This is a genomic window from Rhizobium sp. GW821-FHT14E12 (genome assembly GCF_058803745.1).
Genome location: NZ_JBXAPH010000010.1, coordinates 20559 through 42268, shown reverse-complemented (window position 1 = coordinate 42268; position 21710 = coordinate 20559). Strand labels below are relative to the sequence as shown.

The 21710-nt window shown below is 60.6% G+C and carries 22 protein-coding genes; 8 read left to right on the top strand and 14 right to left on the bottom strand.

Features of this window, described 5'->3' with window-relative positions:
• Positions 1-111 precede the first annotated feature (111 nt).
• Genes AC1RO0_RS26940 through AC1RO0_RS26920 form a run of 5 tightly spaced genes read left to right on the top strand, consistent with a single transcriptional unit; the run spans position 112 to position 4942 of the window.
• Complete coding sequence (locus AC1RO0_RS26940; protein WP_371111991.1) at positions 112-1041, top strand: sugar ABC transporter substrate-binding protein; 930 nt, start codon at positions 112-114, stop codon at positions 1039-1041.
• A gap of 22 nt (positions 1042-1063) precedes the next feature.
• The gene (locus AC1RO0_RS26935; protein ID WP_498595627.1) at positions 1064-2542 is read left to right on the top strand and encodes a sugar ABC transporter ATP-binding protein; all 1479 of its coding nucleotides are present in this window, start codon (positions 1064-1066) and stop codon (positions 2540-2542) included.
• A 23-nt stretch (positions 2543-2565) separates the two neighbouring features.
• Positions 2566-3354 (top strand): SDR family oxidoreductase, encoded by a 789-nt coding sequence (locus tag AC1RO0_RS26930; RefSeq protein ID WP_498595626.1) that lies wholly within the window; start codon positions 2566-2568, stop codon positions 3352-3354.
• A 5-nt stretch (positions 3355-3359) separates the two neighbouring features.
• Positions 3360-4106, top strand: coding sequence for a triose-phosphate isomerase (tpiA, locus tag AC1RO0_RS26925; RefSeq protein ID WP_498595625.1), 747 nt, complete (start codon positions 3360-3362; stop codon positions 4104-4106).
• Positions 4107-4159: 53 nt separating this feature from the next.
• A complete protein-coding gene (locus AC1RO0_RS26920; protein WP_498595624.1) occupies positions 4160-4942 on the top strand; it encodes a glucose 1-dehydrogenase in 783 nt (260 codons plus the stop codon).
• A 105-nt stretch (positions 4943-5047) separates the two neighbouring features.
• On the opposite strand, the gene AC1RO0_RS26915 is transcribed toward AC1RO0_RS26920, so the two are convergent.
• From AC1RO0_RS26915 to AC1RO0_RS26890, 6 genes are all read right to left on the bottom strand, one after another.
• Entirely contained in the window at positions 5048-5989 is a 942-nt protein-coding gene (locus tag AC1RO0_RS26915; RefSeq protein ID WP_498595623.1) for a sugar phosphate isomerase/epimerase family protein, read from the bottom strand.
• Between the two features lie 74 nt (positions 5990-6063).
• On the bottom strand, positions 6064-7236 hold the full coding sequence (locus tag AC1RO0_RS26910) for a Gfo/Idh/MocA family protein (protein WP_498595622.1): 1173 nt from the start codon (positions 7234-7236) through the stop codon (positions 6064-6066).
• 136 nt (positions 7237-7372) lie between these two features.
• The gene (locus AC1RO0_RS26905; protein WP_498595621.1) at positions 7373-8278 is read right to left on the bottom strand and encodes a sugar phosphate isomerase/epimerase family protein; all 906 of its coding nucleotides are present in this window, start codon (positions 8276-8278) and stop codon (positions 7373-7375) included.
• A 104-nt stretch (positions 8279-8382) separates the two neighbouring features.
• Entirely contained in the window at positions 8383-9171 is a 789-nt protein-coding gene (locus tag AC1RO0_RS26900; protein WP_498595620.1) for an ATP-binding cassette domain-containing protein, read from the bottom strand.
• 1 nt (position 9172) lies between these two features.
• Positions 9173-10180 carry an ABC transporter permease gene (locus AC1RO0_RS26895; protein WP_498595619.1) on the bottom strand — a complete coding sequence of 336 codons (1008 nt, stop codon included), beginning with the start codon at positions 10178-10180 and terminating at the stop codon, positions 9173-9175.
• Positions 10181-10297: 117 nt separating this feature from the next.
• Positions 10298-11281 carry a sugar ABC transporter substrate-binding protein gene (locus tag AC1RO0_RS26890; protein WP_498595618.1) on the bottom strand — a complete coding sequence of 328 codons (984 nt, stop codon included), beginning with the start codon at positions 11279-11281 and terminating at the stop codon, positions 10298-10300.
• Between the two features lie 156 nt (positions 11282-11437).
• On the opposite strand from AC1RO0_RS26890, the gene AC1RO0_RS26885 reads away from it, so the two are divergent.
• Complete coding sequence (locus AC1RO0_RS26885; RefSeq protein ID WP_498595617.1) at positions 11438-12475, top strand: LacI family DNA-binding transcriptional regulator; 1038 nt, start codon at positions 11438-11440, stop codon at positions 12473-12475.
• A 464-nt stretch (positions 12476-12939) separates the two neighbouring features.
• A complete protein-coding gene (locus AC1RO0_RS26880; protein ID WP_498595616.1) occupies positions 12940-13431 on the top strand; it encodes a cupin domain-containing protein in 492 nt (163 codons plus the stop codon).
• A gap of 128 nt (positions 13432-13559) precedes the next feature.
• Here AC1RO0_RS26880 and AC1RO0_RS26875 read toward each other — a convergent pair whose 3' ends face one another.
• From AC1RO0_RS26875 to AC1RO0_RS26865, 3 genes are all read right to left on the bottom strand, one after another.
• Positions 13560-13715, bottom strand: a complete 156-nt coding sequence (locus AC1RO0_RS26875) for a class II aldolase/adducin family protein (RefSeq protein ID WP_498595615.1) — start codon at positions 13713-13715, stop codon at positions 13560-13562.
• A 63-nt stretch (positions 13716-13778) separates the two neighbouring features.
• Positions 13779-13919 carry a hypothetical protein gene (locus tag AC1RO0_RS26870; protein WP_498595614.1) on the bottom strand — a complete coding sequence of 47 codons (141 nt, stop codon included), beginning with the start codon at positions 13917-13919 and terminating at the stop codon, positions 13779-13781.
• Between the two features lie 11 nt (positions 13920-13930).
• Positions 13931-14929: an NAD(P)-dependent oxidoreductase gene (locus tag AC1RO0_RS26865; protein WP_498595613.1), complete on the bottom strand. Its 999-nt coding sequence runs from the start codon at positions 14927-14929 to the stop codon at positions 13931-13933.
• 349 nt (positions 14930-15278) lie between these two features.
• Between AC1RO0_RS26865 and curA the strand changes: the two genes are divergently transcribed.
• Positions 15279-16307 carry an NADPH-dependent curcumin/dihydrocurcumin reductase gene (curA, locus tag AC1RO0_RS26860; RefSeq protein ID WP_498595612.1) on the top strand — a complete coding sequence of 343 codons (1029 nt, stop codon included), beginning with the start codon at positions 15279-15281 and terminating at the stop codon, positions 16305-16307.
• A 7-nt stretch (positions 16308-16314) separates the two neighbouring features.
• Here curA and AC1RO0_RS26855 read toward each other — a convergent pair whose 3' ends face one another.
• From AC1RO0_RS26855 to AC1RO0_RS26835, 5 genes are all read right to left on the bottom strand, one after another.
• Complete coding sequence (locus tag AC1RO0_RS26855) at positions 16315-17070, bottom strand: gamma-glutamylcyclotransferase (protein WP_498595611.1); 756 nt, start codon at positions 17068-17070, stop codon at positions 16315-16317.
• Positions 17071-17170: 100 nt separating this feature from the next.
• Complete coding sequence (locus AC1RO0_RS26850) at positions 17171-18400, bottom strand: acyl-CoA dehydrogenase family protein (RefSeq protein ID WP_498595610.1); 1230 nt, start codon at positions 18398-18400, stop codon at positions 17171-17173.
• Complete coding sequence (locus tag AC1RO0_RS26845; protein WP_498595609.1) at positions 18400-19197, bottom strand: ABC transporter ATP-binding protein; 798 nt, start codon at positions 19195-19197, stop codon at positions 18400-18402. The genes AC1RO0_RS26850 and AC1RO0_RS26845 overlap by 1 nt, the downstream gene beginning before the upstream one ends.
• Before the next feature lie 15 nt (positions 19198-19212).
• Positions 19213-20550: an ABC transporter substrate-binding protein gene (locus AC1RO0_RS26840; protein WP_498595608.1), complete on the bottom strand. Its 1338-nt coding sequence runs from the start codon at positions 20548-20550 to the stop codon at positions 19213-19215.
• Between the two features lie 96 nt (positions 20551-20646).
• Positions 20647-21708: a branched-chain amino acid ABC transporter permease gene (locus tag AC1RO0_RS26835; protein WP_498595607.1), complete on the bottom strand. Its 1062-nt coding sequence runs from the start codon at positions 21706-21708 to the stop codon at positions 20647-20649.
• Positions 21709-21710 lie beyond the last annotated feature (2 nt).

The following is a 21710-nucleotide window of genomic DNA, read 5'->3' as shown; positions in this document are numbered from 1 at the left end:
CGGCCAATTCGGCCGCCCATTCCAGAATTCCTCTCCTGGCAATTGGAGAGGATCAAAAGCTCAGGGGCGGAGGAAACACCCAGGGGCAAGGTCAAACCTAAGGAGGAACTGATGAAACTTTCCCGCATTCTACTGACGACGGCTGCCGCCCTCGCCCTTTCGCTCGGATCGGTGCAGGCCAAGGAAGTCAAGAAGCTCGGCCTCGCGGTCGCCAACCTTCAGGCAAACTTCTTCAACCAGATCAAGCAGGCCGTTGAAGCCGAGGCCAAGACCCGCGGCATCACGGTCGTGACCGTCGATGCGAAGGGCGATGGCCCGACGCAGGTGAACCAGATCCAGGATCTTCTCACCCAGAACATCGATGCCCTGATCTACATCCCGGCGGGTGCCGCGGCAGCGACCATCCCCGTGAAACTCGCGCACCAGGCAGACGTTCCGGTCATCAATGTGGACCGCAACGCCGATGGCGCTCCGGGCGACACGTTCCTGGCGACCGACTCCGTCGCCTCGGCCAATGCCGTGTGCAAGCACATCATCGAAAAGGCCGGCGGCAAGGGCAACATGGTGATCATCCACGGCCAGAAGGGCACGACCCCGGAAGTCGATCGCACCAAGGGCTGCATGGACGCCGTCAAGGCAAACCCGGGTGTGAAGATCGTGGCTGAACAGTGGTCCAACATGTGGAGCCAGGATGAGGGCTTCCAGATCATGCAGAACATGCTCCAGGCGCATCCTGACGTTTCCATCGTGTTTGCCCAGGCAGACGGTCTGGCATTGGGCGCGGCGCAGGCCATCAAGGTCGGCAATCCATCGCAGAAGATCGTCGTTGGTGGCTTTGACGGTGATACTGCTGCTCTCGAAGCTCTCAAGAACGGCGTTTTCGACGTCACCGCGACACAGCAGACCCAGAAGATGGGCCGCGCGGCCGTGGATATGGCCGTCAAGATCGTTGGTGGTGAGAAGGTGCCGCCGGTTCAGCTGATGGATGCGACGCTCACCACCAAGGACAACGTCGAAGGCTTCATCGCCAACCATCCATAAATTCAGGCTCGGGAGTGGTGATATGTCGGAACCGGTTCTCTCTCTTCGGGGCATCTCGAAGCGCTATGGCCCGCTTGAAGTCCTCAAGAACGTCAGCCTCGACGTTTACGCCGGAGAGGTTGTCGCCCTCCTCGGCGAAAACGGCGCCGGCAAATCGACCTTGTCGGGCATCATCGCCGGATCACGCACTCCTTCTGAAGGAACGATGACATGGCAGGGGCAGCCCTATGCCCCCGCCTCCCCCCGCGAAGCGATCGACAAGGGCGTTGTCCTGATCCATCAAGAGCTTCAGCTCCTGCCGGAACTGACGATTGCCGAAAACGTCTTCATCGGTCGTTGGCCTATGAAGAACGGGATCGTGGACCGGGCGCAGATGATCAAGCGCGCGCAGGAGCAACTGTCACGCTTGAACCTGCACATTCCCGCCACGAGAAAAGTCGCGGGCCTTTCGACGGCAAATCAACAACTGATCGAAATTGCAAAGGCTCTGGCGCTGGATGCAAAGCTGCTGATCCTCGATGAACCCACAGCCGCGCTCGGCGGCGCGGAAACCGAGGCTCTCTTCCAACAGGTTCGCAAGCTGCGCTCCGAAGGCGTCGGGATCATCTACATCTCGCACCGAATGGACGAAATCAAACGGATCACGGATCGCATCGTCGTGCTGCGCGATGGCGAGCGGGTCCAGGAATTCGCCGATAGCGCAACACCGGTTCGCACCATCGTCGAAAGCATGGTCGGGCGCTCGCTCGACAGACTATTTCCCGCCTTGCCAGTTCCGCAGGAGCGGCCGGTCCTCAAGGTCGAGGGTCTGACTGCCGTCGACGGTTCTTTCAAGGATGTGAGCTTCGAGGTCCGGGCCGGTGAAATTTTCGGGATAGCAGGGCTCGTCGGCGCCGGGCGAACCGAATTGGTGCGGGCCATTTCCGGCGCCGATGCCCTGAAAGCAGGTGTGGTTCGCCTCAACGGAGAGCAGCTAGCGCTGCGCAGCCCGGCCGACGCGATTGCAAGGGGTATCGTGATGGTGCCAGAGGATCGGAAGCTCCAGGGCCTCGTCGTCAGCCACCGCATCGGTGAAAATCTTGTCTACGCCAATTTGGACCGGTTCGGCCGCCGCTGGATCACACCGTCGATGAAACGCGACTTTGCGAGGAAAGCCATCTCGACCTTCGGGATCAAGGGGCGCGGCGACCAACTAGCCTCCGACCTTTCCGGCGGAAACCAGCAGAAAATCGTGATCGCCAAATGGCTGATGCGCGACCCCAAGGTCGTCGTTCTCGACGAGCCGACGCGCGGCATCGACGTTGGCGCGCGCGCCGGCATTTACGACATCATCGTCGGCCTTGCAAAACGCGGCGTCGCCGTCATCGTCGTCAGCTCCGATCTAGAGGAAGTGCTTGGCGTTTCGAACCGGATCCTGGTGCTTGCGCAAGGCAAGCAAGCGGGCATTCTAGATCGCGACCAGGCGAACGACGTCTCCATCATGGAATTGGCTACAATCTAAAACGAATGAAGAAAGGAAGAGCGATGCCTGACATCACTCTGAATGCGCCCAAGCTTTTCGATCTCGCCGGGCAGATTGCCTTTGTCACGGGTGCCGGCAGCGGCATCGGACAACGCATCGCGATCGGCCTTGCGCAATGCGGCGCGGACGTCGCTCTCCTCGATCGCAGGGACGATGACGGCCTGTCCACGACGGCGGGGTTTATCCGTCAGGCCGGTCGCCGGTCGATCCAGATCGCCGCCGATGTGACGAACAAGGCCTCGCTTGCTGAGGCGGTCGAGCGGACGGAAGCCGAACTCGGCCATCTGTCGCTGGCGGTGAATGCGGCCGGCATCGCGAATGCCAATCCCGCCGAAGACATGGAAGAGGATCAGTACCAGACCCTGATGGACATCAACCTCAAGGGTGTGTTCCTTTCGTGTCAGGCGGAAGCCCGTTCCATGCTCAAGCACGGCAAGGGTTCCATCGTCAACATCGCCTCCATGTCCGGCGTCATCGTCAATCGCGGCCTTAACCAATGCCACTACAACGCCTCCAAGGCGGGCGTGATCCACATGTCGAAATCCATGGCGATGGAGTGGGTGGGACGCGGCATCCGCGTCAACACGATTTCGCCCGGCTACACGGCGACCCCGATGAACACCCGGCCGGAGATGGTTCACCAGACGAAGCTTTTCGAAGAGCAAACGCCGATGCAGCGTATGGCAGCCGTCGACGAGATGGTCGGCCCCGCCGTGTTCCTGCTCTCGGATGCCGCAAGCTTCGTAACCGGCGTTGACCTGCTGGTCGACGGCGGATTCTGCGCCTGGTGATCGCAATGCCTCGTAAACTGATCGCCGGAAACTGGAAGATGAATGGTCTGGTCTCGGATCTGTCCGAGATCACGGCAATCGCAGCAGCGGCCGAGGGTGCCGATGCCGAAGCTGTCCTGTGCCCACCGGTCACGCTGATCGACAGGGCGGCGACCGTCGCCAAGGGAACCAAGCTGCGGATTGGCGGACAGGATTGCCATGGAAATTCCTCGGGCGCGCATACCGGCGACATCTCGGCCCAGATGCTCGCCGATATCGGCGCAACATATGTGATCCTCGGCCATTCCGAGCGCCGGGCGGACCACGGCGAGACCAGCGCAATGGTCGCCGCCAAGGCATCAGCCGCCTATGGCGCCGGGCTTAACGCCATCATCTGCGTGGGTGAAACCGAGGGCGAGAGGGCCAGCGGTGCCACCTTGGCTGTCGTCGAAGAGCAGCTTCAGGCCTCACTTCCCGATGAGGCCAGTGCCACAAACACGACCATTGCCTATGAACCAGTATGGGCGATCGGAACCGGACGGGTCCCGACGGAAGAGGAGATCGCCGAAGTCCACGCCGCCTTGCGCGCAGCGCTCTCCAGGAGATTTGGAGCCGAGGCGAATGACATCCGTTTGCTCTATGGCGGCTCCGTAAAACCGTCCAACGCTAGCTCGATTTTTTCCATTCCCGGAGTCGACGGGGCGCTTGTCGGCGGCGCGTCGCTCAAGGCATCCGACTTCATATCAATCCTGTCCGCGGCATCCGGCTCGTAAGCGAAAAACGGCTGCCGACGGAATCATGCGGACAATGAAAGGGAGGAGCTTCCATGCATCGCTTCGAAAATAAGACTGTCGTCATCACCGGCGCGAGCCGGGGGATCGGCGCGGCCATCGCGAAACGCTTCGCGCGCGAAGGCGCAAATGTGCTTGTCTCGGCAAACGAAGAGACCGTCCACGCCGTTGCGGATGACATCAGAAGCGGCGGCGGCCGTGCTGCGTCCTTCGTCGGCGATGTCACGGACAAGAGCAGCGTTATCGCTCTCTTCGACACCGCAGAACGCGAATTCGGCTCCGTCGATGTCTCCATCCAGAATGCCGGCGTCATCACCATATCGCGCGTCGAGAATCTTGCCGAAGCGGACTGGGACAAGGTGATGGCGGTGAACACAAAGGGTGTGTTCCTCTGCGCCCAGGAGGCGATCGCGCGCATGCGCAAGCATCGTCGCGGCGGCCGTATCATCAACACCGCGTCGGGCCAGGCGCGGGACGGCTTCATCTATACGCCTCACTATGCAGCCTCGAAGATGGGCGTCGTCGGCATCACGCAAAGCCTGGCCAAGGAAGTCGCGGTCGAGAACATCACCGTCAATGCCTTCTGCCCCGGGATCATCGAGACCGACATGTGGGCCTACAATGATCAGGCCTGGGGCAAGCTGCTCGGCAACTACGGCCCCGGAGAGCTCATGAAGGAATGGGTTGACGGCATCCCGATGAAACGGGCCGGCTCCGGCGAAGATGTCGCCGGCCTTGTGACCTTCCTCGCCAGCGACGATGCGGCTTATATCACCGGCCAGACGATCAACGTCGACGGCGGCTTGATCATGTCGTGAGTGCGTTCACCGGGCATGTCTTGACACTCCATAAGACCTACCTCGCGCTGCCGGCGCGGGGCATGCCGGGTAAGCGCGGGCAATAGCCTGCCCGCGCCAGATCGGTCAGCGGCTGATCGTCGCTTTCAGCGCATCGATGGATGACTGGATCCCGGCCTCGGTGGACATGGTGAAATCTTCCATCTCAAGGCTGACCCAATCGTTGTAGCCAACCATCCGCACGACAGAGAAGAACTCCTTCCACCATTGCAGATCGTGGCCTGCGCCCACCGCGACATAGTTCCATGCGCGGTTTGCAACATCGGTCACATCTTTCAATTCCAGCAGGCCGTTGACGTCGGCGAGCCCGCGTTCGATACGCGTGTCCTTGCCGTGGCAATGATGGATCGCGCTCCCGAGTGCCCGGGCCGAGGCGATCGGATCCGCGCCCATCCACATCAGATGCGATGGATCGAGGTTCATGCCCACCTTCGGGCCGACCTCGTTGCGCAGGCGGAACAGGGTTTCGGGATTCCACACCAGCATCGCCGAGAAGTTTTCGAGTGCGATTTTTTCGACGCCCGTTTCGTCCGCAAGCTTCACGAGACCATGCCACAGGGGGAAAGCGCGCTCCTCCCACTGGTAGCGGTCGCGCTCCGGCATCTCATTGGGCCAGCTCTTGGTGTAGACAAGCCAGTTGGGCACCATGTCGCCGGGTGCCGCCTCCGGCAGACCGGACATGGTGACGATTTTCTTCACCCCGATCTCGCCGGCGAGGCGAAAGGTCTCTTCCATTTCCTTGCGGTGACGCTTGCCCATGTCACCCGGATCAAGCGGATTGGCCGAGCAGTTCAGGGCGGCGATCTCCAGCCCCCGAGCCTCGATTTCCCTAAGCTTAGTCCTGAGAATGCCCTTGTCCGCCAGAAGTTCGTCGGCGCGGAAATGCGGAGCGCCAGACCAGCCGCCGCCGGTCATTTCGACGCCTTCGACGCCAAGTTCCACGCATTTGTCCAGCATGTCCGTGAAGGACAGGTTTCCCATCACGTCGGTGCAGATTGAAAGTCTCATCAGTTCATCTTTCCTGAAAAGAGGTATCGAGGCGCGCCGGGGGAGTAGGAGGAAACCGGCGCGCCTCTCCCGGGTTATTCGAAACGGACCCAGACGGAGCCTGCGTCAGCGGATCGCACGCAGTTTTCCAGCCAGCGCACGCCGTCGGTGCCCGCCTTGATGCCCGGATAGTGATGATCTTTGAGGAAGGCACCGTCGCCGCGCTTCTTCGCGTCGATGGCCTGCGCGATCCAGAGATAGATGTTCGACCAGCTGTCGCCGAGGCCCTCGGTGTGCAGCGCGCCCATGCGCTCATAGCGCAGGCTCTCATCTTCGAGGTAAGGCATACCGTGGTGAAGCACCTGCGGCGGCTGTCCCTGTACCTCGTAGATTAGCTCGTTGGGCTGGGTATCGGTCCATTCGACCGAGGCCTTGGATCCGACGAAACGGAACCTTTGGCTGGCCATGGAGCCGGCATTGACCGACGACACCCAGAGGCGGCCGACGGCACCATTGTCGTAGTGCGACAGCACGTAGGCATTGTCCTCAAGCGGCGCACGCGATCTGATGAACGACTGGCGGTCGCAGAGGAGTTTCTCGATCTTTAAATGTGGCAGTACGATCTGCGACATGTAGTAGATATGCGTTCCGATATCGCCGAGAACGAAGGTCGGACCCGAGGTCGCGGGATTGGTGCGCCACTTCTGCGCGTCGGATGCGTTGGCATCGTCGCCGGAGCTGAAACCGTGGGTGTACTGCATGTCAACGATGCGGATGTCGCCGAGGATCCCCTTCTTGACCATCGCCGCCATCTGATGAAGCAGCGGATGACCGGAGAAGCCGTAGGTGACGCCGACGATCAGCCCTTTGTCTTCCGCCAGCTTGGCGATCTCGTCGCATTCAGCCACGGTGAAGAACAGCGGCTTTTCGCAGATCACATGAAGGCCGGCTTCAAGGCACGCCTTGGTGATCTCGTAATGGGTGAAATTCGGCGTGGCGATGGAAACCACTTCCACGCCATCCGGGCGCTTGCTTTCCTCGGCAATCAGGGCCTTGTAGTCGTCATAGCAACGCTCGGATGCAACGCCGAGCTTCATGCCGAAATCGTGGCCACGCGCGACGTCGAGGTCGAAAGCACCGCAGATGAGCTGGTAGCTGCCATCCCGCAGCGCGCCGGTGCGATGCTTGTAACCCACCTGCCCCGTGCGGCCGCCGCCAACCATGCCCCACCGAAGAGGACGGTCGATAAGCCTTTCTCCGTTAATCATTTTCGAGCCTTTCAGAATGCTTGTTTGTTGGTGTTTGAGAAATGTTCGCCACGGCGCGCGTTCGGGAAAGCCGCTCTCCAATCGACGGGTATCCTTTGGCCGATCATGCTCGTTGCAAGAGCGCCGGCTCCAAGGGTCATTTCGCGCCCCAGTGCTTGTCGATATACTCCTGCATCTTGCCGCGCATGAACTTGCCGGAATGGTCTGCCCGTTCCTCCCAGGCAAAGACGCAGGCGGTCATGATGCCGTCGAAGCCGATCTCGGCGAGCGTCCCGAAGAAATCGTCCCAGGGCACTTCGCCCTGCCCGATGTCCAGATGCTGGTGAACGCGGGCCGTTGAGCCGGGGGGATTGACGATGTAGCGCAGGCCCGAGGATGCCTTATGATTGAAGGTGTCGCCGACATGGACATGGGCGAGGACATCCTTGGCTTCCCGCAACATGGCCTTGGTGTCGTCGCCGAAGTAGAAGGTGTGGGGTGCGCAATAGAGGAACTTGACGTTCTTCGAATTGACCGTGCGGATGATGTCGAGCGCGGGCTGGAGGGTCTCGCACCAATCTTCCGGATGAGGTTCGACATGGAGGTTAATGCCTTCCTTCTCGAAGATCGGCACCAGCTCCTCCATCGAGCGCCACCAGGCGTCCTCACACGCCTCGATCATGGAGCCGGTGTGGCAGCAATAGCAGGAGCCCTTGTCGGGATGGGGTCCGCGACCGAACTCCGAATTCATGGTGTCGACGCCCAACTCGACGCAAATCTCGACCGCGCGCTTCCAATGCTTGACCGCTGCCTGCCTTTCGACCTCGTCGTTCGATGCCCAGCGATACATGGGAAGCAACGAGGCTATTCCGACATTTGCGTCGGAAAGCGCCTTCTTGAAGGACTTGATGCGGCCGGGAAAAACGCGGGGTGCCTTGAACCACTCGAGGAAGTCTCCGCGCGGGCTCAATTCCATCCATTCATATCCAAGCTCGGCCACCTTTGAGGGCAGCGCATCGAGCGAGAGATGGCGGTGCATGAAGGGGTCGATTGCGATTTTCATTTCTGGTCACCCGTCTGAGAGTTGTTTGGCTAGGCCACCCGAACATCGGATGGCAGTGGTTCGGATGCCGCCGCGATCGCAGCGGCACCCGCTTGAAAGAGCCGCTACCCGGCGGAATGAGCCTGGATCTCGGCTTCCAGCTCGGCCATCGCCTCGCCGCCGGCCATAAGATCGGTGATCTCCTCGCGGGTCCGTTCGCCCTTGCGGAAATCCGCCGCCTTGGCGCCCTTGATCAGCACCGCGAAATGGTCGCCGACCGTCATGGCGTGGATGACGTTGTGCGTGATGAAGATCACCGCCAGGCCACGACGCCGTGCCTCAAGTACGATGCGCAACACATGCGCCGCTTCCTTGACGCCGAGTGCCGCAGTTGGCTCGTCGAGGATCAGAACCCGGGCTCCGAAATGGACGGCGCGCGCGATCGCCAGCGATTGCCGCTCGCCGCCGGACAGGCCGCCGATAAGACGGTCACCGTCGTCGATCCGGGTAATGCCGAACTCCCGGACGGCCCTTACGGCGACGTCGTTCGCGGTCTTGCGGTCGTAGATCTTGAACGGCCCGAAGCCCTTCGTCGGTTCACGACCCACAAAGAACGACCGACCGATGCTCATGAGAGGAAAGGTGCCGCCGAACTGGTGAACGGTCGCGATCCCCAGATCCGCCGCCTCGCGCGGGTTGCTGAAGGTGATCGGCCGGCCATCGAACTTCACGGTGCCCGTTGTCGGCTTGTAGACGCCGGCAAAGGTCTTGATGAGCGTGGACTTGCCCGCGCCGTTGTCCCCGAGAAGACACAGCACCTCGCCGGGGTGGACCCTCAGAGTGATGTCATAGAGGACATCGATCGGGCCGAAGGATTTGTTGACGTTTTCAAGTTCAAGGATCGGGGTTGCCATCTCACAGCCCTCCCTTTTTTCTCTTCGGCGAATAGGTAAGCGCCATCTGACGGAACGTATTGTTCATGAGAACCGCGACCAGAAGCATCACGCCGATGATCAGGCTCGACCAGTTGCGGTCGAAGGATGTGAAATAGATGCCCTGGTTGACCACGGCGAAGGTGATGGTTCCGAAGAAGATACCGATCACCGACCCGAAACCTCCCGTCAGCAGCACGCCGCCGACGACGACCGAGATGATCGCGTTGAAGATGAACGTCATGCCGCCCGACACCTGGGCCGAATTGAACAGGATGGCCTGACACATGCCGACGAACGAGGCGCCGGTGGCCGACAGGACGAAGAGGATCACGGTCAGCTTGGTCGTGGGAATACCGGCATTGCGCGCGCTGATCCTGTCTCCTCCCATGGCGAAGACCCAATTGCCGTAGGGCGAATAATGCATGAAGAAGACGAAGAGCGCGGTGATCGCCAGCCACCACAGGATGATCACCTGGAAGGAGCCGCCCAGGAACTGGCCGAAGACGAACTTGGCCCAGGGAGCCGCCGTCAGCGCCACGCTGGTCGTCCCGGTCACGAGTACCGAGAAACCGAGCATCAGACCCTGAACCGCGAAAAGCGTGCCGAGCGTTACGATCAGCGACGGAACGGCCGTTCGTACGACCAGCAGACCGTTGACCAGCCCGACGACGATGCCGAAAGCGATAGAGCCGAGCATCCCGACCCAGATCGGCAGTCCATAATGCCCCGACAGCACGGCGACGATCATGGATCCCGCCGGGATCATCGCACCGATGGAAATGTCGAGTTCGCCGGCGATCATCAGCAGCCCAATCGGGAGCGCGACGATACCCAAGTTGGCCGCGACGTTGAGCCAGCTCGCCGCCCCTGCCGGCTCAAGGAATTTCGTGCTGCCGAAGACGACAAAGAACACGAGGACGCCGATGAGGCCGAGGAAGGCACCTGCCTCCGGTCGGCGCAGGAGGCTGCCAAATGATAGGTTGTTCATGTAGGTTACCCCAGTTTTGGGCGTGACTATGCGAACGCCGGATCAACGATCCGTTCGCTGGACTGAAGGCGTCCGGCCTGCAAAGAGTCCTGCGGGCCGGACGTTACCGATTGAAGATCAGCGCACGCCCTTGCCGACGCCAGTCAGGGTCGCTTCGATGTTCGAAGCATCGACGATCCCAGGCCCGGTCAGGACCGGGGCGGTCGGAAGGTTCGTGCCGTAATCGATATGGGACGCAAGCAGCGTGACGCCGAGCAGGGACTGCAGGTAGGGCTGCTGGTCGATGGCGAAGGTCTGCGAACCGTCCTTGATCCTGGCGAGGCCGGAGCCGTTCAGGTCGAACGTGCCGTGGATTACCTTGCCGGCCTTGCCTGCCTGCTTGATGCCGCTCGCGCCCGCATCCGCATCCGTCGCACCGATGTTGATGACACCGTCGATCGTGTCATCCTGAAGCAGCGTGGCCTTGATCGCCTCGGCAATCGCGGTCTGGTCGCCGAAGCTCGTCGCCGGGAGCGGAAGCTGCTTACCCTTGCCGCCCTTGGCGACGATGCCGTCGATAACACCCTTACAGCGGGCTTCCTGATTGGCGGCGCCAGGCACGGTATTGACGCACAGAACGTTCTTGCTGCCCTTGGAAGCGAAATACTCGCCGCCCGCCTTGCCGGCCGTATATTCATCCGAGCCGACATAGTTGATGGCACCAAGTTCGCGTGCCTTGTCGATGCTGCCGGCGTTGATGAGAATGACCTTGATGCCGGCGGCGACGGCAGCCTTGATCGCTTCGTCTTCGGCCTCCGGCACCCAATCGGGAACGGCGATACCGTTCACACCCTGGCTAATGGCCGTCCGCACGAGCTGTGCCGCGTCCGGTCCGAGATTGTCGTAGGTCTGAAGCTGAAGGTAGGTGACGGATCCGCCGTTCTTCCCCACCACGAGAGAGGCATCGTCGATCCCCTTCTTGATGCGGCTCCAGAATTCGTCGTCGGTCTTGCCGCCGATGACGGCGATATTCGCCGCCATGGCTGAAGACGCGGCAACGACGCCGATTGCGAGTGCAGCACTCGTGAGCAGCCCATGCAGGGCGCGTCGTGAAAATTTCATCTGATTTCCTCCCAGCGAACTCACCGTGGATGTCTCCTTCATCCTCGGCGTCGCGAAAAAGAACTAGCAGACACGGTATCGGCGTGGAATATATCTTGCGCTGAAATGATATTTTTGTATCATTTCGTTTCAACCCGTAATGAGATATTTTAGCTCATGAAAAAACGCCCCACCATCGCCATGCTGGCTGAACTGTCCGGCGTCAGCATCTCCACCGTGAACCGGATCATGGGAGGATCCGGATCGGTGCGAGCGGAGACGATCCAGAGGGTCCAGAACGCTGCGGAGGAGCTTGGCTTCTATGGGCTTGGCGTCATCGAGGGCCGCAAGCAGGAGGCCATTCCGAGCTATCGTTTCGGGTTCCTGCTGCAGCAGTCGACCCGCGATCTCTACCAGCTGTTCGCCGCAAAGATCGTGGAGGCCGCAGCACGACGTCACAACGAGAAAATCGAAGCTGTGATCGACTTCGTCGACATCCTCGAGCCGCAGAACATCGCCGATCGGCTCGAAGCGCTCGGGAAACGCTGCGACGCGACGGCCGTCGTGGCCGGAGACCATCCCCTGATCGGCCAGACGATCCAGTCTCTCAAATCTCGGGGCAAGCCCGTCGTTGCCTACATTACCGACCAGTCCGCCTCCGCGCGCGCAGGCTACGTGGGCACGGACAACTGGAAGCTCGGGCGGACCGCCGCCTGGTTTCTCGCACAGATGACACCGGATGCGGGGCGCCTCGCGGTGTTCATCGGAAATCATCGCTATCAATGCCAAGACATATCCGACGCCAGCTTCCGGTCCTATATCCGCGAACACGCACCGCATCTCCAGGTCGACGATAGCCGGCCCACGCACGAGGAACCACAGGAAGCCTATCGCATGGTCAGCGAACTTCTGTCCGAGCTCGACGATCTCCGAGGCGTCTTCATCATTGGCGGCGGTATATCCGGGGTGTTGCGCGCGGTTCGCGAAGCTCCCGAGGAGAAAAGCAGGAATGTCCGCATCATCTGCCGCGACATCGGCCCGGAAACGCGAAAGGGGCTCACCGAGGGCCTGATCACCGCCGCTCTGTGCCATCCACTCGAACAGACCTCCGACGCTCTGATTGCCACGATGCTCGCCGGCTTGGATAATCGCAGCAGCACGACGATCCTGCAGCGCGTGGTTCCCTTCGAGATCATCACGCCTGAGAGCATTTGAACCATCGATCAACCAGCCACGTCCACCGGCAAACCGCGTCACAGGCTCCCCGGCTTGCGCCATGGCACGGGCACGCAGGAAGACATGCTCCATCCGCCAATGTTCGTTGGTGAAGCGCGGATCGTCAGCCCATTCATCCCAGCCGTGCAACTGACATTATCTACTTGATTTTATAGACCAAAGAAAACTTCGCCTCTCTGCTGGCCTAGTCGAAAAATACCGCCATTTGGGCCATGGCTTCGAAACGGGATCGCTGGCCGCAAAGCACAATCGGTCGCCAGACTTTGGAAGGAGAAGCCGCCACAACAGAGCAGTGAAAATGCCGACAATCGATTTTCGGAATAAAACGCTGCAGATATCCGTCTGGGCCGGCTGGTCCGCACCGACGCCCGGTAGTATCATCGACGCCGTTCGCAAATTGCCCAACGACGCTACGGCCTGACAATTCAAGGGAAGAGAAGACAGTGACGCACGATCATGGCCATGACGACCACCATCACCATCATGCCGACCACTGGCGCGACAATGGCGTGAAGGTCATTCCGGGCAATTCGCTCGATCCGAACACGGCGCAGACGCCGGGCATGAACCGGGCGACCGCCATCAGTAAGGCCCGCGCCGGTGCCGAGAAGATCTGGGCCGGAACGGTGACGATCCACGCCAATGCCAAGACCGGCGCTCATCATCACGGTGATCTCGAAAGCATCATCTATGTGGTCAAGGGCAAGGCCCGTATGCGCTGGGGTGACAACCTCGAATTCGTTGCCGAAGCTGGTCCCGGCGATTTCATCTTCGTGCCGCCCTATGTGCCGCATCAGGAAATCAACGCCAGCCGCGACGAGACGCTGGAATGCGTGCTGGTCCGCTCCGGCCAGGAACCCGTCGTGGTCAATCTCGATATCGAGCCAGTGGAAAAGCCCGACGAGGTCCTCTGGATCGACCCGATCCATAAATAAGTCCCGAGAATTTCCGGGCTCAGTCGAGCAGATCGGGTTCCGCCGCCACGATCGAGTCCCAAAGAGGCTGGAATGAGAAGTATCCGCCCTTGTGGGATCCGACCTGCGACGCGGTATGCCGCGCGATATCATGATGGATCGGCTTCGGCTTTCCGGCTGCTTCCGCGAGCAATTGCGCGCGCGGCATTGTCCATGGAGATGAACCACCATGCGGCAGCCTCCACCGTCGGACCGACCGTCAGCAAGCCATGGTTCTGAAGGATAACGGCTTTCTTGTTCCCCAATGGCTTGATCCAGAACTGATCGGGAAATTCCGGGTCGCGCACCGTAACATGGCCAGCCAGTCCCTAGTCGAAGCCATAGCGGGCAAACAGGCGGAAGGTGCCGGCAAGACGCTGCTTGCGATGCAGGCGCTCTTCCTCGACGGATGGAGACGTCTCCCGTTCGATCAGCTTGAACTTCTTCGGATGCTCTTCATGCTTTGTCATGATGTTATCCGTCAATAGCGGGTCAGAGGATCGACGACGTCGGAGAGCGGCAGGCCACGGACATAGGCATCGAGATTAGCGATAATCCGATCCTTCAGCCGCTGGCCGTTGCGTGTTCCAGACCAGGAAATGTGGGGCGTGATCAACACTTTGGGATGTCGATAAAGCGGGTGGCCTTCCGGCAGCGGCTCCGGATCCGTGACATCGAGTGTCGCGCCAGCGATGGTCGATCCGTCGAGGGCAGCCAGCAGTGCTTCCTGATCGATCAGCCCGCCGCGCGCCACATTGATAATGTGCAACCCCGGCATTGCCGATGACAAGATCCGCGCATCAAGGATGTGACGGGTCTCCGGCGTGAACGGAGCAGCCAGCAAGAGATGATCGGAGCTGGCGGCAAGTTCTTCCAGTCCACTCAAAAAGCGTACACCATCCTGCGCTCCGGATGTGCTCGTTCGCCGGACGGCGAGAACCTCCATGCCGAAGGCATCCGCGCGGGCGGCGACTGCCTTGCCGATCGCGCCGAAGCCGAAGAGACCGATCGTCTTGCCTTCGAGCGTACCGGTTGCGGATTGCGCGTATTGTTCCGGCGTATGGATAGCCACCTGCCGCAGGCGCTTTTCATGTTCGAGGATCGCCGCGAAGACATATTCGGCGATCGGGTTGGCGGTGATGCCACGCCCGCAACTCACCTTGGGTCCGTCAGCCGCGACGAACCAATCCGGATAGAAGTCGATGCCGGCCGAGGCGACTTGAATCCAGCGCAGATCGTTCGGCCATTCCGGCGGACGAACACCGGGCGCGGCTTTCCAGCGCGGACCTGGACGCGTCAGGAGAACATCGACGCCCTTCGGAATGTCCCACGCCCTTTCCTCGTCGTATCCGGGCACAATGACGGGTTGCGACCAGTGCGCGCCGAGCACATCGTCGAATTCCGCGCCCAATTGGTTGAGCACCACGGGACGACGGATCGAAGCGTTACCGGGTACCGCGTTTCTGGCGTCTACGTTCACGGTGGATTCCTCAGATTATCTTGAGTGGCGGGCCGTTGAACCATCAACATCGAGCGAAGCCATCTCCACCCCTAAGCGATTGCTATTGCCTGTATAATCCAGTTAAACTATAGATTATACAGGCAAATAAATTGCAAAACGGCGGATGCCGGAGATTGATTTTTTGGATAGCCTGCAAAGGGCAGCATCATGTTTCAGCAATGACTGGCAGCCCTGCGCCAACGCCAATAACGATGAAAAAGCGGGATGACGCGGATGGCAATCAACCGCCCCGAGAAACCGAGGTCCGGTCCACCTGAAGCACATTCCTGATACCTAGAAGCAAAAGTCAGAATGAGGAAACATGCCCATGGCCAGCCAGCCCGCCTCCACCCGCATCATCCTTGCATCGCGCCCATCCGGAACACCAACGGCGGCGAACTTCCGGCTCGAGCAGCAGCCGGTCCGGGATCTGGCCGAAGGCGAGGTTCTTCTCCAGATCCTCTATCTTTCCCTTGATCCCTACATGCGGGGCCGCATGGACGATGCCAAGTCCTATGCCAAGCCGGTCGACATCGGCGGCGTGATGGAAGGCGGCACAGTCGCGCGGATCGCACGCAGCCGCAACACGGCGTTCAACCCGGGGGATATCGTCCTCTCGCATTCCGGCTGGCAAAGCTATGCGATTTCCGACGGTACTGCGTTGCGCAAGCTCGATCCGGACGCAGCACCGATCACGACGGCGCTCGGCATTCTGGGAATGACGGGCTTCACCGCCTATGCTGGGCTTCGCAATATCGGCAAACCCAAAGCCGGCGAAACGCTCGTGGTCGCGGCGGCGAGCGGTGCGGTTGGCTCTGCCGTTGGCCAGATGGCGAAGATTTTCGGGGCTCGGGTGGTTGGGATCGCGGGCGGGCCTGAGAAGTGCGACTACATACGCAAAGAGCTCGGCTTCGATATGGTTATAGATCATCGTTCGAGCGATTTTCCCGCACAGCTCGCGGACGCCTGCCCGCAGGGAATCGATGTCTATTTCGAGAATGTCGGCGGCCATGTCTGGAGCGCGGTATTTCCATTGCTGAACGGCTTCGCGCGCGTCCCGGTCTGCGGGCTGATCGCGCATTACAACGAAGGCCCTTCCGTCTCGAGCGGACATGATCAGCTCCCGGCCGTGATGCGCGCCATCCTGCGCAAAAGCCTCACCATACGAGGCTTCATACAACGCGAATTCACTGACCAGCGTCCGGACTTCTATCGCGAAGCCGGGACATGGATCTCCGACGGCCGGCTCAAGTACAAGGAAGATATCGTCGACGGGCTTGAAAACGCTCCGGAGGCTTTTCTCGGTTTGCTGGAAGGAAGGAATTTCGGAAAGCTGATCGTGCGCGTCGCGTCCTGATCTTCCTTCAGTGGTCGAACATGCCGGTGCCCCGTCCCGACGGGATACTGGCAGACGCTGGATGCTCGGGTCTTGCTCCGTCCAACTTATGGATGAGCCTGATCTCGCAGGCGACCAGTTTCTGAAGCTGCCACAGGTTCCGGTCGCGAATGCCCCATTCCTCCAGGTGTTTCACCGTCAGGTACAAATATTCGGCACAGGAGCCGATGTGACCGCATGCCCTGGCAAGCACATGCGCGACCGTCTCCAGTGGCAGCTTGCGAGAAACCCGCTTGCCCCTCGGCCCTGCCCAAAAGACCAGGGCGCGCACCGGCCCTTGTGTTGTCTCGACCGGAATCCAGCGAACGGTCGAAATGTCTTCGAGCGTGCCGACTTCCCGGCGGATTTGGCCAAGACGGTCGTCGTCGACAAGCCTGAAGGCAACGCCGTTGCAGCGCCCGCCGCGATCGAGCGCCATCATGAGACCAGGCTGCGTTCGCGTTCCGCGCCAGCGCGTCATTTGGAGACAGAAGGATCGATGCCAGCCTCGTGCGGAACCCTGGCGCGACTCCACAGCATCAAAGTCCGGTTTCCATATCAATGATCCATAGGCAAAAACCCACAACGGGGCGCCTTCGGTTTCATGAAGGAGCCGCTTCGCCAGGGCCTCTATCTCGTCTTCCTTGAGGGGAATGCGGTAAGGCTCAGGGCCGGGATCGACCTCAGTTCGAAAACTGAGCGAAACCAACTCATCCGTCAAAACCATCTTTGATCTCTTAGACATCGAAAGTTCACCCCGTCGGATTTCGTTTCCTTATCGCTACCGGACCCTCATCATGATCGATGCCTGGAGACCGTTCGAAACGCCCAGACGTAGGCAATCCTCAAGCCGACGTACCAATTCGCCACTGATAAGGCGGTGGCGTTCCATTGACGGCGAAATCTCCGATGATGCGGTCCTTGTAAATGCGAGGATTGTGAGAGGAGAGCGTGCGCGCGTTGCGCCAATGGCGGTCCAGCCCGTTCGGCTTCTTGGTAGCCGAGGCGCCCAGTGCATCGAAAAGGGTGGTGGATGCCTGCAGGGTCAGGTCCGAAATGACGGTCTGGGCTTGCGCCGTTTCGAGTTCGGCAATCGCGTTCGCCTTTTCCTCCAGCTCCGGATCGTCGATGAAGCGGGTATCGAACGCCCGCTGGATCGCCGCTGCCGCCTGGAACACAATTGCACTTGAACTATAGGCGCCGCCACGGATGCGCCCGACGACCTGCAGAACCTGCGGGTCCTGGCTGGAACGGGGGCCGGCCGCATGGGTATAGGTCCGCGTGCGTTCCGCAACGGCCTTGGCGACATCATCGGTGATCGCCCGGCCGATGCCCGCAAGGGTCGCCAGATGGACGAGCTGATAGAAGGCAGCACCATACTTGAAGCGGTCGTCGTCAAGGACGATGTCGTCTTCGGTCACCTTAACGTTGGTGAATGTGGTGGTGCCGCTTGCCGTCAGGACCTGGCCGAATCCATCCCAGTCGTCGACAACCTCAACGCCTTCGGCATGACGGCGCACGGCAACCGCAATCCCCTCGCCATTCGCGTCGGAAGCGCCAACGTCGATCCAGTCGGCGTAGAGCGAGCCGGTCGTATAATATTTGGCGCCATTCAGAACCAGGGAGCCGACGCCGTCTGAGACATGCGTCGAGAAGCGATCGAGCCCCGCTCCGTTGCCAATCTCCGTCCAGGCACTGCCGACAATCTCGCCACGGCCGATCCGCTCGAACCAGACCTTCTGCCGCTGCGCCGACTTCGAATTGAGAATATCCTCGGTGAAGCCGAAATGGGCGCGCAGCGCCTGGGTGATGTTGGAATCCGCCGCTGAAAGCTCGATCAGGAGATTGAAGAATTCCGGCAGCGTTGCGCCCTTCCCGCCATGCTCGCGTGGCAAACGAACGGCACCGAAACCGGCCTCCTTGAGCCTTTTGATGGCGTCGAAGGGCAGATCGCGCTCCAGCTCGCGGCGATTGGCATCCTTGGCGATATCATTGAAAATCGGGCGGAACGGTGCCGCGATCGTCTCGTATCTCTCACTCGGGCCGGCGCCCCAGCCTTGTGCGATCTGTGTCATCAGTGTGCGTATCCCTGTTGGTCCTGTGTTTCGGCGCGATTGCCGCCGAGATAGAAATCATGGACGTCGTCGCGCGCCCGCAGCTCCTCCGCCGTCCCGGAAATGGCGACGCGGCCGTTTTCGAGAATGTAGCCGTAGTCGGCATAGCGCAGCGCCAGATTGACGTTCTGCTCGGCGATCAGAAAGCTGACGCCGCCCTGCTTGTTAAGCGTGTGGATAATCTCGAAGATCTCCTGCACGATGATCGGCGCAAGGCCCATCGACGGCTCATCGAGAAGCAGGAGGCGCGGCTTGGTCATCAGCGCACGGCCGATGGCGACCATCTGCTGTTCACCGCCGGAGGTAAGTCCCGCTTTCGTCCGACGCTTTTCCTTGAGGCGCGGAAACCAGCTGTAGATCTGTTCCAGATCGGCCTGCAGCTCGCGGCGCTTGGGGCGGCGCAGGAAGCCGCCCGATAGGATATTTTCCTCGACCGTCAGCTGCGGAAAACAGTGTCGCCCTTCGAGAACCTGAACGACACCCTTGGCCACCAGCCGCGAGGCGGAAAGGCGATTGATCGCCTCTCCGTCCCAGGTGATCAACCCTCGGCTCACATGGCCACGCTCCGGCCCGAGCAGGTTCGATATGGCTTTCAGCGTTGTCGTCTTTCCGGCGCCGTTGGCCCCGAGGAGGGCGACGATCGCGCCCGCCTCGACCTTGAGCGAGACATCCCTCACCGCCAGGATCGCTTGGCCGTAAAGAGCCTCGATAGTGCGGACCTCAAGCAGCCCGCCCTGTGTTGCGCCAACAGTGCTCATCGGTTCACCCGCCTGTTAGTTCGCCACCGGCTCGCGCGGAGGCAGGTTCTTTTCATTGGCGTAGGCGGCTGCCTTGGCGAAAATCGCATCCTTGAACAGCGGCCTGTCCCCCTTCAGCCAGCCGGTGACGGCATTCCATTTGGTGCCATCCCACTGCACGATCTTGGCGGCCGGCTGGCCCTCATGATCCTGCGGCGTCACCTTGAGCGGGCTCAGCAAGCCGGTCGCGCCAAGTTCCTCGATCCGTTCGGCCGTGATGTCGAGATGCTCGACGGCCCAATGCCCCTCTTCCTTGGTCAGCGGCCGGTTACCGAACTTCGCCTGTCCGGTGCGCAAAACTTCGGTGAAGATGATCGCCTGCACCAGGCCGGCATTGTAATAGACCGAACCGAATTTCGTGGGATCCTTGAGGTCGCCCTTGCCCGCGTCGATGATATTCTTCTTCAGCTGCTGGCTGATCTTGAAATCGGTGCCGGAAGGATAGACGGAGACGGCGAGATAATTCTTGGCCGCAGCACCGGCCGGGCGCGCGTCTTCCTCGGAGCCGGTCCAGATATCGCCGATGATCCGGTCCGCCGGAAAGCCGACGCGAGCGGCCGTCTTCAGGCCGACCGGCGACATCACGCCCCAGGCGCGGAAGAAGACCCAGTCGACACCGGCACGCTTGATCTGCTGCCATTGTGCCTGCTGCTGCTCGCCCGGATGCGGCACGGGAATCTGGATATCCTCGAAGCCATACTTCTTGGCGAGGATACCCATCGGCTGGATGGTTTCGCGTCCGTATCCGGAATCATGGTAGAGCGTGGCGATCTTCAGACCCTTCAGCTTGTCGTAGCCACCGACCTGATTGGCGATATGCTCAACGACGATCGAGGCTTCCGTCCAGTAGTCGAAGAGAAGCGGAAACTGGTAGGGGAAGACACTGCCATCAACGGCATCGCCGCGGCCGCCAGCGACCGACACGATCGGCAGCTGATCGATGCGCGCCTTGTCGGAAATCGCCGCATCGAAGCCGCTCGACGTGGTGAAGAGGGCGGCAACCGGCGCGCCGGCATAGCCGTTCTTGTAGCGCTCATAGCATTCGAATGCGCGCTCCAGCGTATAGGCAGTCTCGCATTCCTGGACGAAGATCTTGACGCCGTTGACGCCGCCCTTCTCGTTTATGTAGTTGAAATAATCACGATATCCGGCCCATTGCGGAATGCCCGATGGGGCGTAGGGACCGGTGCGATAGGAAAACAGCGGAAAGAGCTGCTGTCCTGTTCCCTCTTCCGCTAGGGATGGTGTAACTGCCGCAGATGCTGCGATGGCGATCACCCCGGCCAGCATGAATGCTTTCTTGAAAAATGACATTGGAAACCTCGTTGGTGCAATGAAAGAAGGCGGCGCCTGGCTGCTTGGGAGGAGGAACCCGACGCCGGAGGTTCGCCCTTGTTTGAAAAAGAACGTCTATGTCGCCGAGCGCTTCCATTTTCCGATGGCGGTGGTTGCCCGGCGTATGAGCGCGGCGAGCCCGTCCGGCTCCTTGATCAGGATCAGGATGATGATCACGCCGAAGATGACGCGCTGGAGATTGGTCAGTGCCCCTTGGTCGCCCAGGAACGAGAGGTTGGCGGCAAGGACGATGCGGTCGAGCAGGATCGGCGTCAGCACGATGAAGGCCGCGCCGAGGAAATTGCCGAAGATCGTTGCGGTGCCGCCGATCAGCACGATGAAGAGCACCTGAAACGACTTGTCGAGATTGAAGGTGTGGGCATCGGAGGTGCCGAGATAGGCGAACCCCCAGAGAACGCCGGTCACACCCAGAAAGAACGAACTGATCGCATAGGCTTGCAGCTTGCGGCGCGCGATACGGATGCCAATCACCGAAGCTGCGGTGTCCATATCACGGATCGCCATCCACTCTCGCCCGAGACGGCTCTTCACGATCAGGAAGGCGAGACCGATCAACGCCGTCGCAACTGAGATCGCTAGCAGGTATCGGCCCGCCGGAGACTGGAGATCCCATCCAAGAAAGGCGAGACGCGGCGCCGAGATCGTCAGCGACTGGCTGTCGTTGGAGAACCAGGTGAAATTGCTGAAGACCCATTCGAAGAAGAACTGGGCGCCAAGCGTCGAGGCACCGAGATAGAAACCTTTGATCCGAAGGGCCGGAAGCCCGAAGACGACGCCGGCAGCAGCAGCCACGAGGCCCGAGACCAGAAGCACCGCGGGAAGCGGCAGGAAGGGGGCTCGCAGGATCAGATTATAGGCAGTGAATGCCCCGATCGACATGAAGGCGGCCGATCCAAGCGAAACCAGTCCGGCATAGCCCATCAGAAGGTTGAGGCTGATCCCGGCAAGGCCCATGACCAGCGTCGGGATGATGATCGAGCTCAGCCAATAGTCGCTGGCGCCAAGCGGCACCGCGACGAAGAGCACCAATAGTCCGGCAATGACGGCCAGAATGAGCAGATTGCTCTTCGACGATGGGGAGGCGACCTCGGCGAGCACATTGTTGGAGACGCTCATGG

Coding starts and splice junctions, on each gene's coding strand:
- AC1RO0_RS26940 (WP_371111991.1), top strand. CDS start 112: ATGAAACTTTCCCGCATTCTACTGACGACGGCTGCCGCCCTCGCCCTT.
- AC1RO0_RS26935 (WP_498595627.1), top strand. CDS start 1,064: ATGTCGGAACCGGTTCTCTCTCTTCGGGGCATCTCGAAGCGCTATGGC.
- AC1RO0_RS26930 (WP_498595626.1), top strand. CDS start 2,566: ATGCCTGACATCACTCTGAATGCGCCCAAGCTTTTCGATCTCGCCGGG.
- tpiA (WP_498595625.1), top strand. CDS start 3,360: ATGCCTCGTAAACTGATCGCCGGAAACTGGAAGATGAATGGTCTGGTC.
- AC1RO0_RS26920 (WP_498595624.1), top strand. CDS start 4,160: ATGCATCGCTTCGAAAATAAGACTGTCGTCATCACCGGCGCGAGCCGG.
- AC1RO0_RS26915 (WP_498595623.1), bottom strand. CDS start 5,989: ATGAGACTTTCAATCTGCACCGACGTGATGGGAAACCTGTCCTTCACG.
- AC1RO0_RS26910 (WP_498595622.1), bottom strand. CDS start 7,236: ATGATTAACGGAGAAAGGCTTATCGACCGTCCTCTTCGGTGGGGCATG.
- AC1RO0_RS26905 (WP_498595621.1), bottom strand. CDS start 8,278: ATGAAAATCGCAATCGACCCCTTCATGCACCGCCATCTCTCGCTCGAT.
- AC1RO0_RS26900 (WP_498595620.1), bottom strand. CDS start 9,171: ATGGCAACCCCGATCCTTGAACTTGAAAACGTCAACAAATCCTTCGGC.
- AC1RO0_RS26895 (WP_498595619.1), bottom strand. CDS start 10,180: ATGAACAACCTATCATTTGGCAGCCTCCTGCGCCGACCGGAGGCAGGT.
- AC1RO0_RS26890 (WP_498595618.1), bottom strand. CDS start 11,281: ATGAAATTTTCACGACGCGCCCTGCATGGGCTGCTCACGAGTGCTGCA.
- AC1RO0_RS26885 (WP_498595617.1), top strand. CDS start 11,438: ATGAAAAAACGCCCCACCATCGCCATGCTGGCTGAACTGTCCGGCGTC.
- AC1RO0_RS26870 (WP_498595614.1), bottom strand. CDS start 13,919: ATGACAAAGCATGAAGAGCATCCGAAGAAGTTCAAGCTGATCGAACGG.
- curA (WP_498595612.1), top strand. CDS start 15,279: ATGGCCAGCCAGCCCGCCTCCACCCGCATCATCCTTGCATCGCGCCCA.
- AC1RO0_RS26855 (WP_498595611.1), bottom strand. CDS start 17,070: ATGTCTAAGAGATCAAAGATGGTTTTGACGGATGAGTTGGTTTCGCTC.
- AC1RO0_RS26850 (WP_498595610.1), bottom strand. CDS start 18,400: ATGACACAGATCGCACAAGGCTGGGGCGCCGGCCCGAGTGAGAGATAC.
- AC1RO0_RS26845 (WP_498595609.1), bottom strand. CDS start 19,197: ATGAGCACTGTTGGCGCAACACAGGGCGGGCTGCTTGAGGTCCGCACT.
- AC1RO0_RS26840 (WP_498595608.1), bottom strand. CDS start 20,550: ATGTCATTTTTCAAGAAAGCATTCATGCTGGCCGGGGTGATCGCCATC.
- AC1RO0_RS26835 (WP_498595607.1), bottom strand. CDS start 21,708: ATGAGCGTCTCCAACAATGTGCTCGCCGAGGTCGCCTCCCCATCGTCG.